Source organism: Sorangium sp. So ce1036 (genome assembly GCF_051369805.1).
GTDB lineage: Bacteria > Myxococcota_A > Polyangia > Polyangiales > Polyangiaceae > Sorangium > Sorangium cellulosum_F.
In genome coordinates, this window is record NZ_JBBMOX010000001.1 from 3867240 (window position 1) to 3878043 (window position 10804).

At 73.3% G+C, this 10804-nt stretch carries 10 protein-coding genes; all 10 read right to left on the bottom strand.

What is annotated here, in order from left to right:
• Window positions 1-140: 140 nt before the first annotated feature.
• The 10 genes from WMF31_RS14920 to mxcH all read right to left on the bottom strand — a co-directional run bounded on the left by WMF31_RS14920 (window position 141) and on the right by mxcH (window position 10662).
• A complete protein-coding gene (locus tag WMF31_RS14920) occupies window positions 141-854 on the bottom strand; it encodes a hypothetical protein (RefSeq protein WP_436602588.1) in 714 nt (237 codons plus the stop codon).
• A 4-nt stretch (window positions 855-858) separates the two neighbouring features.
• Entirely contained in the window at window positions 859-1338 is a 480-nt protein-coding gene (locus WMF31_RS14925; RefSeq protein WP_436602589.1) for a MarR family winged helix-turn-helix transcriptional regulator, read from the bottom strand.
• A gap of 213 nt (window positions 1339-1551) precedes the next feature.
• Window positions 1552-2454 (bottom strand): alpha/beta fold hydrolase, encoded by a 903-nt coding sequence (locus WMF31_RS14930; RefSeq protein ID WP_436602590.1) that lies wholly within the window; start codon window positions 2452-2454, stop codon window positions 1552-1554.
• Entirely contained in the window at window positions 2435-3103 is a 669-nt protein-coding gene (locus WMF31_RS14935; protein ID WP_436602591.1) for a TetR/AcrR family transcriptional regulator, read from the bottom strand. Before WMF31_RS14935 ends, WMF31_RS14930 begins: the two co-directional genes overlap by 20 nt.
• Before the next feature lie 259 nt (window positions 3104-3362).
• The gene (locus tag WMF31_RS14940; RefSeq protein ID WP_436602592.1) at window positions 3363-4217 is read right to left on the bottom strand and encodes an SDR family oxidoreductase; all 855 of its coding nucleotides are present in this window, start codon (window positions 4215-4217) and stop codon (window positions 3363-3365) included.
• Between the two features lie 142 nt (window positions 4218-4359).
• A complete protein-coding gene (locus tag WMF31_RS14945) occupies window positions 4360-4638 on the bottom strand; it encodes a hypothetical protein (RefSeq protein ID WP_436602593.1) in 279 nt (92 codons plus the stop codon).
• Entirely contained in the window at window positions 4631-4978 is a 348-nt protein-coding gene (locus WMF31_RS14950) for a hypothetical protein (protein WP_436602594.1), read from the bottom strand. Before WMF31_RS14950 ends, WMF31_RS14945 begins: the two co-directional genes overlap by 8 nt.
• The gene (locus WMF31_RS14955) at window positions 4971-6602 is read right to left on the bottom strand and encodes a PepSY-associated TM helix domain-containing protein (protein ID WP_436602595.1); all 1632 of its coding nucleotides are present in this window, start codon (window positions 6600-6602) and stop codon (window positions 4971-4973) included. Before WMF31_RS14955 ends, WMF31_RS14950 begins: the two co-directional genes overlap by 8 nt.
• Window positions 6603-6649: 47 nt before the next feature.
• Complete coding sequence (locus WMF31_RS14960) at window positions 6650-7900, bottom strand: hypothetical protein (protein ID WP_436602596.1); 1251 nt, start codon at window positions 7898-7900, stop codon at window positions 6650-6652.
• Between the two features lie 53 nt (window positions 7901-7953).
• Entirely contained in the window at window positions 7954-10662 is a 2709-nt protein-coding gene (mxcH, locus tag WMF31_RS14965; protein WP_436602597.1) for a TonB-dependent siderophore myxochelin receptor MxcH, read from the bottom strand.
• Window positions 10663-10804 lie beyond the last annotated feature (142 nt).

Genomic DNA, 10804 nt, shown 5'->3' on the forward strand with positions numbered 1-10804 from the left:
TGGAAGGACGGGGATCGGGGCGGATGGATGCAGGGAATCGGCGCGCCGGCGCCCGGTGAGCACCCAGGGGGCTGCGGCGCCTGGCGCCCGCTGCCCTCGACGCAGGCTGGCGCACCGCCGGCGCGCGTGCCACCGGGGCGTCAACGCCGGGCCGGATCGAGCGCGTCCAGGTCGTCCAGCGCGCCCCGGATCTGCGCCCGCTCCTCCTCGGAGAGCGGCACCCCGTCGAGCTCGGCGCGCAGGGAGCGCGCGCGCGCCTCTTCCCCCAGCACGACCGCGAGCTCGAGCCGGGCCGCGAGGGCGTGGGCGCGCTCGAGCGGGGCGGCGGGCTCGTCGTGGGCCAGCGCCACGTCGAGGACCTTGGCGGCCGCGGCGTCGTCGTTCTTGAAGTCGCGCAGGCGCGCCGCCGCGCGGAGCGCCCGGCCCAGCCTGGTGTTCGAGCGCGACCCGGAGGCGCCCTCGTCGTCCTCCTCCGGCGCGTCCCGCTTGATGAAGATCACCGAGTTGCCGGCGACGTCGACCACGGTGAAGCGACTCTGGCCCTTCCTCATGCGCGTGATCCGGGGAACGCCGGTGAGCGGCAGCTTGCCGTAGGCCTGTCGCAGGCCGTCCGCGAACGCCTGGTGCAGGCCCTCGACCTCGGGGACGAGCGCCAGGCACGTGCTGTACGACGGGCCGGGATCCAGCTTCTTGAGCCCCATGAAGTGCAGATGGATGTCGCCGCGGCGCGTCGCCGCGTACACGTTCGGCGACGTCTGCTCGTGGGTGACCTCGAAGCCGAGCCGTCGATAGAAGGCCAGCGTCTCGGCCATCGACACGCACGGGAGCACGGGAATCATCGTCACCTCGCCCATGAAGTCACCCCTTTCGAGCCCGCCGCCGGGGCGACGGCGCCTCCTCTTCCCCGAGCGCCCGCCGGGCCCCGCGCAGCGCGTCCACCGCCGCGCGCAGGCCCTCCAGGTCGAGCCGCTTGCCCAGCCGGTTCGCCCACGTGGCGTGGCGCGCCTCGACCTCGCGCAGCGCCGCGCGCCCCGCCGCCGTCAGCGCGATGAGCCGGGCCGTGCGGTGGTGCGGGTTGTCCACGTACTCGATGAAGCCGTCGCGCTCCAGCGCGTCCGCGACCTGCTGCACGCTCTGCCGCCGTAGCCCCATCGTCCGCGCGACGTTCGAGACCGGCGCCGGGCCGTGATCCACCACGCCGAGCACCTGCCAGCGCGCGCTCGTGAGCCCCGCCGGCTTCGCCAGGCGATCCCCGGCCTCGAGCGCCAGGCCGTTGAGCCGGAACACCTCGATCAGGAGCTCGCTGAACGCGGCCGCCGCCGGCGTGAGCCTCGCCATGCGCAGGGTTCTGCCATGTTGACATGTTCCTGTCAATCAGCGCATCGCGGGCGCGAGCCCCGGCGCCGCGTGCGAGAGGGCGTGGAGGGGCTGGCGTCGAGCGTGGGAGTGCGCGAGGACGCAAGTCGGGATCGCGCGGTCACGCACGAGGGAGGGCGCGGCGCACCTGAGGAGCCGGCGATGCGCCGGCTCCTCAGGTGCGCCGGCGAGAGCTCACGCCCCCGCCGGCGCGGCGAGCTCGGCCGCGCCGCCGGCCAAGAGGAACCGCGTGATGCGGTCGCCGAGCCGGCGCCGGAACGCGTCGTCGGTGGGCGGCGCGTGCCGGCTCCCCTCGAGCAGCTCCGTCTCGGCGTGCGGGATCAGCGCCCTCACCCGCGCGAGCAGCGCCTGGCCCGGAAAGCTGAGATCGTCGCTCGCGCCGAACACGAGCGTCGGCCGCGTGAACCTCGCGAGCGGCCCGGGCGTCGCGAGCGGCGGCACGCGGAAGTCGAGCCGGTAGCTCCGGATCGCCTCGCCGAAGTAGGGGACCCAGCCGTCGTCGGTCGTCGTGAACAGCGGTCGAGCGAGGCGGCGCAGGCGGGCCTCGCTCGGGAACGCGCGGTAGAGGGCCATCGGGATGCCGACCTCGATGAACCCCCTCCACGCCGAGCCCGCGACGACCCCGGCGGGCACGAGCAGCACGAGCCGGTCGATGCGCTCCGGCGCGAGCTCCGCGAGCTTGCGCGCGACGAAGCCGCCCCAGCTCACGCCGTAGACGTGCGGGCGCGCGAGGCCGAGCGCGTCGAGCACGTCGACCAGCCACTCGCCGTACGCGGGCCCGTCGAGGGGCAGCCGCGCGTCCGCGCTCTTCACCGACTGGCCGATGACGTCGGGCGCGATCACGCGGAAGCGGTCGCGGAGCGGCCCGAGCTCGCCCATGACGTGCGCGGAGCTCGCGAGGGCGCCGTGCAGCACCACGAGGGGCGGCGCGTCCGCGCGGCCCGCCAGGAGGACGTGCGTGTCGCCGAAGCGCGTCGCCACGGTGCGGGCGCTCGTCCCCGGGACGCGCGCGCGGAAGCGCTCGTAAGCCGCCTCGATCGTCGCGCGCGCCTGCTCGTCACGGAACATCGTCGTCATCGGGCCTCCTCCGTCTCCGCGCGGCCCCTCGGGCGACGCCGCGCATGTGCTCGGACAGGAGCCGCTCGAAGAGCGGCTCGGGATCGGCGAGCGCACCCTGCACCCAGCCGATCAGCGCGAAGTAGTAGAAGGAAAAGAACGCGGCCCCGAGCAGCGCGGCGTCGGTGTCCGCCGCGATCTCCCCGCGCGCCCTGGCGGCCTCGGCGAGGCCGACGATGCGCGCGTGCACGCGCGCGACCTGCGCGGTGAACCGCTCGCGCCAGGGCGAGTCGGCGAGCAGCGCCTCCCGGAGGAGCGCCTTCGAGAGCGCCGGCCGCGCCGCGTAGTACGCGAAGAACGGGCGCGCCAGGGCGCGGAGGCGGGCCTCGAGCCGACCCCTCCCGCGCGCCGCGAGGGCGCGCTCGATCATGGCCTCGAGGTCGTCGAACAGCGCCGCGTGGAGCAGATCGCGCTTGTCCTCGAAGTGGAGGAGCACCGTGCCGGCGGCGACGCCCGCGCCCGCCGCGATCGCGCGGACGCTCGCCCCGTCGAAGCCGTCGCGCTCGAAGTGGGCGCGCGCGACCTCCAGGATCCGCGCGCGCGTCTCCTCCTTCTGCGCGTCGCGCTTCCTCGCCGGCCTCGGGGGCCTCTTTTCGCCGAACGCGTTCACTGAACGTGTTCATTAGCAGGCGCGGCCGGGCTCGACAAGGCGGGCGGCGCGCGCGACGAGCATCACCCTCCGAGGGCCCGCCGTGGTCGTTGCGGGACGGGGGGTGAGCCTCGGGCGCCTCGACGCCAGCGACAGGCGGGTTGAAGCCGCCTGAAGAGAGCAGGCATCCCAGCCGTCGAGGCGCCAGGAAAGGAACGAGGTCTCGGCGTCCGCCCGCTCATCGGAGCTCGCGGAGGTCCCGCGGCGTGCGGCGGTCGTGCTAGGCCGTGAGCTCTTCGCTGAGGTCCCAGAGGCGCTTGGCGTCGCCCTGGCTCTGCGCGGCGACCGAGGGGGAGCGCTCCTTGCACTTGTCGAAGTACTTCCCGCTGACGCCGGCGACCTCGGGGGAAGAGCAGAGGTACACCGAGGTGATCGCGCCCTTCTCGGGGCTGATCATGAAGAAGCCCGCGAGCTTCACGAGGAGCGCGAAGGCGCCCCCCTCGCCCCTGCCGAAGCCGGAGGCGACCACGCCGGGGTGGAGGCTGTTGGCCGTCACGCTCGTGCCATCGAGGCGGCGGGCGAGCTCGGACGTGAACAGGATGTTGGCGAGCTTCGACTGGCAATACGCCCGGAAGGAGCTCCAGTTGCTCGTGAGCTGGAGATCGTCGAAGTGGATCTGGCCGCGCCGGTGCGCCTCGGAGCTCACGTTGACGATCCGGCCCGACGGGCTCGCCTTGAGCCTGTCGAGCAGGAGCTTCGTGAGCAGGAAGGCGCCGAGGTGGTTGGTCGCGAAGGTGAGCTCGTGGCCGTCCGCGCTCAGCCGGCGCGAGGTGGTGATGACGCCGGCGTTGTTGAGGAGGACGTCGAGCCGGTCGTGCCGGTCGAGGAGCTCGGCGGCGGCCCGGCGCGTCTCCTCGAGCGAGGAGAGATCGGCCAGGATCAGGGAGATGTCGCGGTTGCCAGACGCCGCCTGGATGTCCGCCATCGCCGCCCGCGCCTTCTCGGGGTTGCGGCAGAGCAGGACGAGCTTCGCGCCCTTCCTGGCGAGCTCCACGGCGGCGGCCTTTCCGATGCCCTGGTTCGCGCCGGTGATGAGCACGGTCTTCCCGCGCAGGTCGGGGGGAGCGGTGGTCATGTGGTGGCCGATTATGCGGGGAAGCGGTGACGACGGGAACGTTTGTGGTGCGGCGCGAGGACGCGCGGACGTTTGCGTCTGTCCGGGCTGGAACAACTCGTTTGCGCGTGGGTCCGTTGCGTGGCCTCGTGAGCGTGCCCGGTCACAGCGGGACGCCGTACGCGATCGCGGCGAGCGCGGCGGTGAGCGCCGCGCAGACCCCCCACGCCCGCGCCGCGCTGCGGGCCAGGAAGGCGACGCACATCGCCGCGACCCACAGCGGAACCGCGAGCGAGAAGCCGAGGGCGCCCCGCGCGCCCTCGGAGAGCGGGACGAGCCGCGCGAGGCACACGGCCGACAGGACGGCGACCGGCAGGGTCCCGACCAGCGCCGCGGCGACGCGCAGCGGGGCCTCGAGGCGGGCGAGCCGGGGGCTAGCCATGGCGCGCTCCGAGGAGCGAGAGCGCGACGATCGCCGGCGGGCACAGCAGGGCGAGGCCAAAGACGGCGCGCGGCCAGATCGGCGCGAGCAGGACGAAGAGGGTGGCCGCGACCATCAGCGCCGCGAGGGCGACGAGGAACGCCGCGGGGCCCCCCTCCACCCGGCCCCAGAGCGCGACCGACAGCGAGAAGGAGGCGACCGCCAGGATCCGGGCCGCGACGCGCCACGCGCGCCTGCCGCGCAGCCGCGTCGCGACGCCGAACGGGATGCGCTCGGGCCGCGCCGCGTGCAGCAAGGCGAAGGCGAGATACGCCGCCAGCACCGACGCGGCCTCAACCATGGGACGCCGTCTGGCGCCTGGCCATGAGCCCCGCCCCGCCGTGCGAGAGCGGCGCAGGCGCCCCGGCCGAGAGCGGCGCCGGCGCCCCGCCCCGCGTCGCCTGCGGCGGCGCCGCGTGCCGCAGGGCCGCCCGGCGGAGCGCCCAGGTCGAGGCGCAGAGCGCCGCGGCGGTCAAGAGGAGCGCGACGTCGACGGCCACCACGGCGCCGAGCTTCTGCCCCGCGCCGAAGAGCCCCGCGCCGGACCAGCGCGCCGCGAGCGCGGGGACCGGCAGCAGCAAGAGCCCCGCGAGCCCGAGCTGCTGCCAGAAGAGGCGCCCGCCGTCACGCGCGGCGAGCGCCCACGCGACGCAGAGCCCGAGCACCACGACGAACGTGAGATCCTCGGCCGCCGCGCGGGCGCTCCAGTCGAGCGGGAACGCCCGGCTCGAGAGGAAGAGCGCCGCGATCGCGACGACGGTCCCCGCGCCCAAGCCCACGGTGAGCCGCGCGAGGAGGCGGTTGCCGAGGCTCTCGCGCCGCGCCTCCCGTCGAGCGAGCCAGATCCAGTTGCCGGTGAGGATCGTGGCGCACGTCGCCAGGGCGAGCACGAAGAACAGGATCCGGAGCGTGATGCCGCCGAAATCGGCGTAATGGAGGCCATACATCCACCGGAGCGCGCCGCTGCGCGCGCCCTCGGCGCCCGGCGCGTCGAGCGAGAGGACCGCGCCGTCGATCGCCCGCAGGCGCACGACGCCGCGCGCGAACGGGACGCCCTCGATCGATCCGCGGAGCTCGACGGTCCCGCTGTCGAGGCCATGGTGCCGGATACGGAGCCTCTCGGGCACGAGGCGGGGCTCCGCCGCGCGCGCGCGCGCCGCGAGCTCGTCCAGCGTCAGGCCGCGAGCGGGCGCCCCGCGCGCCGGCTCGTCCGCGAACGACGCCCCCCAGGCCGAGAGGTCCGCCCGCGCGGCGTCTCCACCGAACACGGGACCCGTGAACACCTGGACGAGCACCCCCAGGAACACGAAGAACGCGCCGGTGTATGCGTACAGGACCTGAAACGGCAAGCCCATCACGCCGAGCACCTTGTGCATGTCCGACCACAGGACACGGCGCCGCTTGTCCGGCCGGAACTGATGAAGCTGCCGGACGATGTCCTTCAGGTGGATGAGCACGCCGGTCGCCAGCGCGAGCAGGAGCGCGACGCACAGGAGGCCGCCGAGATAGAACAGCCAATCGCCGGTCGCCCTGTGCCAGAGATAGTGCAGATCATAGAGGAAGTCGGACAGCCGCTCGCGCTCGGGCACGACCTCCTCGTGGACCCACGACGAGACCGCCTCGCCCTGCGCGTGGTACTGGATCCGCGCGGCGCCCAGCCCCCCCTCCGGCAGATCGAGCCAGATCTGCTCGGGCGTCGTGCCCGCGGCGGCGATCCCCCGATCGAGCACGGCCTGGAGCCCCGTCCGCTCGATCGAGGAGCGCTGCTGGGTCAGGGGCTCCTCCCACACCGCGAGCTGCCTCCGGAAGAGCGTGATCCCCCCCGACAGGAACATCACGTAGAGCAAGAGCCCACCGAGCACGCCGGCCCAGGCGTGCACGTCCCAGAAGGTCGTGAAGGCATGTCGGGAGAGCTTCCTGGCCATCGCGGGTCACCCTGTCCCCTCGCGCGGAGCGCTGCGCGCCGCGCGCGCTATCGCACCTTCGCCAGGCCGTGCAGGTAGCCCGGCGTCGTCAGGCCGAGCTTCGGGCCGCCCTCGGCCGTGAGCTCGATCAGCGTGCTCTCCGTGGAGCCGCTCTCCTCGTCGATCGTGAAGACCCGGCCGTCGACATCGAAGAAGGAGACGTTCGCGGGCGAGGGGGCCAGCTCCGGGATCGCGGCGGCCTCGTTCGTCGCGGTGTCCCACCGCCACCAGCGCCACGCCGGCTGGCCCGTGACCTCGGACATCTTGGTCTCCTCGCCGATCGTGGCGAGGCCCTCGTCGAACACCCGGAGGAAGAGGCTGTTCCCGCCCGCGGGGATGGGATCGCCCGCGATCGCGCCGCCCGTCAGCTCGCCGAGGAGCAGGGCGAAGTCCGGATCGAAGGCGTCCGCGTCCTTCAGGACGCGCAGCGCGCAGGGCTCGGTGTCCAGGCGCTCGAGGTGATGGGCCGCCCCCGCGAGGCCCGAGCTCACGAAGTAGGCGTCGCCAGAGGCCGTCTCGACGGGCTGCGTGATCCCGCCGCACCGGTCGTCGACGTCGAACCGCACGACGGTGTCCGTCTCGGTGTCGATCGCGACGAGCCCGGTCTCCGGGAGGATGGTGTCGGTCGTGCTCCAGTCGACCCACCCCACCGAGACGAGCAGCGTCTTGCCGCGCAGGACGGCCCCGTATCCGTACAGCGCCAGGTAGCCCTCGCGGTGCGTGTCCGGCAGCGGGATCGTCCCTTCTACCTCCATCGTCGTGGGGTTCCACACGACGATCTGCTCGCCCGCGCGATCCGGATGATAGACCTTCGCCGGAGAGATGACGTAATTCGTGGGCCAGAGGCTCTTCACGCCGAAGGGCTGGAAGCTGATCGCGTCTCCCTTGACGAGCGCGCCGCCTTCGAGCGTGTAACGCGAGATCGTCGGCGCCTGGGCCTCCCCGATGCCGAACCAGCCCAGCCCCTCGAACGCGAACAGCCGTGCCGATCCGGGGACCTCGAGCGCCTGGGACGGGTCGACCTCCGTGCCCGGATCGATCGACGGCAGCACGTGAAAGTAGGAGTTGGTCGCGGTGTCGTCCCAGACGCGCGTGGCGACCACGAACGCGTCGCCGCCGTCGCTACCGCGCTGGTCGACGGGGCTCGACGCCTCGTCGGCCGCGCAGCCGCCGGAGGGCGCGCCGGTCAGGAGCACGAGCGCGAAGGCCGTCGCGCTCGTTCGGTTCGATGATCGCTGCTTCCGCTGAACCACACTCATCCGTGTTCTCTCCTGTCGTGCGCGCGACGGGGCTCGCCTCGACATCGTCGTCGTCACATCTCCAGCGTCGCCTTGGAGAACAACGTCCGCCCGGGGCGCTGGATACCGTAGAAATCGGAGGCCCGCTCGTCGGTGAGGTTGTGGGCCTCGAGGGTGAAGCTCACCGAGCGCGGCTCGTCGCGCGCGACGTAGGTGAGCGCGATCGAGTGCAGGAGCTGCGAGGGCACCCTGGCCTTGGACTCGACCCGCCCCCAGTTCGCGAAGCCGAGGTAGAACCCGTGCACGTAGCGCGTGTCCCAGGTGAGCGAGAGCGTGTCGCGCGGCGCGACGACCTCCTGGAGCTGCACGCGCGCCGAGCCGTTGGCGAAGAGCCACGGGCGGTTCGGCATCCGTTCGCCCTCGGAGCGGGCGAAGTTCCCCTCGTCGGACGTCTTGCGAAAATCGTCGTAGGTGATGTTGCCGTCGAGGGCGACGTGCTCTCCCGGCGACGTCCAGCCCGCGGCGGCCTCGACGCCCAGCGACCGGGCCCCCGAGACGTGGATGTACTGGATCGAGTCCGTGCGGTTGTTCAGCACGATGAGCCGCTCGACCGCGCGGACGAAGCCGTTCGCGTCGAGCCGCCACGCGCCCGACGCGGTGTCGCGCGCGTCGATCGTGAAGCCGAGGTTCCCGTTGTGGCTCGTCTCGGGCTTGAGCGCGAGGTTGGCGACGATCATCGCCCCGTCGCCGAACACCTCGACGGGCCGCGGGAGCCGCGTCGCCCACTCGTACGACGCCTTGGCGTAGAGCCACCCGGAGAGGCGATAGCGGAGGCCGTCGCCGACGCCGAGGCGATGGGTGTCGCGCTCCCGCCGGTCGAAGCGCCCGTGGAGCCCCGGGAGGCGCCCCCTCATGCGGAGCAGCTGCACGTAGTCCTTCACGAAGAAGCGGTTCTCCAGGCGATCGTCGAGCAGGTTGAGCTGGTGCTCGACGCCGTGCACCCAGGTGAAGAGGCTGTGCTCGCCCCTGAGCTGCTCGCGGGCCTGCGGGTTGTCCTGCCTGCGCTCCTCTGCCGTGCGCGTGATGAACGTCGGAGACACGGAGAGCTGCAGCGCGTGCTCCGGGTGGGGCCGGTAACGGAGGCTCAGGCGGCCGAGGCCGCTGTGCTCCTGGAACACCCGATCCCGGGGGGGCGACTCGTCCTCGCCTGGCCTGGGGCGCTTGCGGACGCAGCGGCCGAACCAGTCGTAGTTGCAGTCGCTGACGTCGAGGAAGGTGGCGCGCCCGTACGTGTACCCGAGGAGCGCTTCGAGGGCGACGCCTCGGCCGAGCCGTTGCTCGTACTGGAGCGTCGCGCCCGGCGCGGTCTCGCCGTTCGTGACCTCCCCATAGGGCACCTTCATGACGCCGAACTTGTGCTGGTGCTCCTTGTCGTGGTCGGTGACGAAGGCGCGCAAGAGCAGCCGCCGCGCCCAGGGCCGGTTCACGAAGCCGAGCTCGGCGCTCCCGCCCGCCGCCCGGTAGGCGTCGTGGAAGCGGTAGGCGCGGGCGGGCTGCTCGCGCCCGGTGTTCTCGTTCGGCACCACGACGTCCACGGGGTAGTCGTTCTTCGCGTAGTCGAAGAAGCCGCTCAGGCGGGTGAAGAAGCCGCTCGGCTCGTGCAGGTGCCGCGCCGAGAGCGTGAGCCGGTGGGTGTCGTAGGAGCCGATCTCGTACGACGCCGCGCCGTGGGTGCCGCGGACGTCCCGATCCGTGACCAGGTTGACGGCCCCGCCCAGCGCGTCGGCGCCGAAGTGCACCGGGACCACGCCGCGGTAGATCTCGACGCGCTCGACCAGGTTCACGGGCACGTTCGCGACGCCGAACGGGTAGCCGGCGAGCTCGATCGGCACGCCGTCGAGGAAGAAGCGGATCTGATCGTCGGTGAGGCCGTTCAGCGAGAGGCGCGACCACGAGCCGAGCCCCGCGCTTCGCCGCACGCCGACGCCCTGGGTGCGGGCGAGCACCTCGCCCATGTCGGCGGTCCTCCGCCGCGCCTCCTCGGTCTCGATGACCGTGATCGCCTGCGCGGACTGCCGGAGGCGCTCGGCCTCGGCGCCGCGCACGGTCACCGCGATGGGCGCGGCGGTGCTCGTCTGGCCAGGTTCCCTGGCCGGCGGGGGAGCTGCGTTGTTCGCCCGGTCGGGCCCCCCGGCCGGCGGGGGAGCGGTCGCTGCCGTGCCCGTGGCCGTGACCCCGCTTCCCCCCGTCGCCGAGGGGGGCTCGGCGTTCGGCTCCTCGGGGAGCCGGAAGTCGTAGCCGTAGAGGATGCGCGAGGCGACCGGCGTGCCGCCCCGGCGCGCCGGCATGAAGCGGAACCGCCGCGCCGCCGCGCGCGCCGCCTCGTCGAAGCCGTGGCCCGCGGGGGTCGCGATCTCGGCCTCGGTCACGCGTCCCGACGCGTCGATCAGGAGCTTCAGCACGACCGTGCCCTCCCGTCGTGCCGCTCGAGCCTCCGGCGGATACTCGGGCTCCACGCCCTCGACGAGCCGCGGCGGCTCGACGCGCGCGTCTCCCGCCCCGGGCGGAGCGCGCTCGCCGCCCGGGGAGCTGGCCGCAGGCGCCGTCGCGCCCGCAGAAGGGTCGCGCGCGCTCGCGTCACGATCGCGCTCCCCGAGACCGCCGCGCTCGAGGCCGCCCGGCGCGCTGCCGTCCTGAGCGTGCGCTGACGCAGGCACGCCGGGCAGCAGGAAAGCCAGCGCGCCCGCAAGCAAACCCCGCAGCGCGAGAGGGCGTCGCGTCACCGTATCAACCCTCGGTCTGGGGCGCGCTTCGGCGCGTGGCGAGGCGGGAAAAGCGGGCGGGCGGCCATGTCCGGAAGACTCCGGTATCTCACCTGAAAACCAAAATCAATTTCATCTTTGGTTCCAGGAACCGGCGTTCAGG

Bases quoted from the DNA above. Each gene is read 5' to 3' on its own strand.
- WMF31_RS14960 (WP_436602596.1), bottom strand. From the start codon at position 7,900: ATGAGTGTGGTTCAGCGGAAGCAGCGATCATCGAACCGAACGAGCGCG.
- WMF31_RS14945 (WP_436602593.1), bottom strand. From the start codon at position 4,638: ATGGCTAGCCCCCGGCTCGCCCGCCTCGAGGCCCCGCTGCGCGTCGCC.
- WMF31_RS14930 (WP_436602590.1), bottom strand. From the start codon at position 2,454: ATGACGACGATGTTCCGTGACGAGCAGGCGCGCGCGACGATCGAGGCG.
- WMF31_RS14955 (WP_436602595.1), bottom strand. From the start codon at position 6,602: ATGGCCAGGAAGCTCTCCCGACATGCCTTCACGACCTTCTGGGACGTG.
- WMF31_RS14940 (WP_436602592.1), bottom strand. From the start codon at position 4,217: ATGACCACCGCTCCCCCCGACCTGCGCGGGAAGACCGTGCTCATCACC.
- WMF31_RS14950 (WP_436602594.1), bottom strand. From the start codon at position 4,978: ATGGTTGAGGCCGCGTCGGTGCTGGCGGCGTATCTCGCCTTCGCCTTG.
- WMF31_RS14925 (WP_436602589.1), bottom strand. From the start codon at position 1,338: ATGGCGAGGCTCACGCCGGCGGCGGCCGCGTTCAGCGAGCTCCTGATC.
- WMF31_RS14920 (WP_436602588.1), bottom strand. From the start codon at position 854: ATGGGCGAGGTGACGATGATTCCCGTGCTCCCGTGCGTGTCGATGGCC.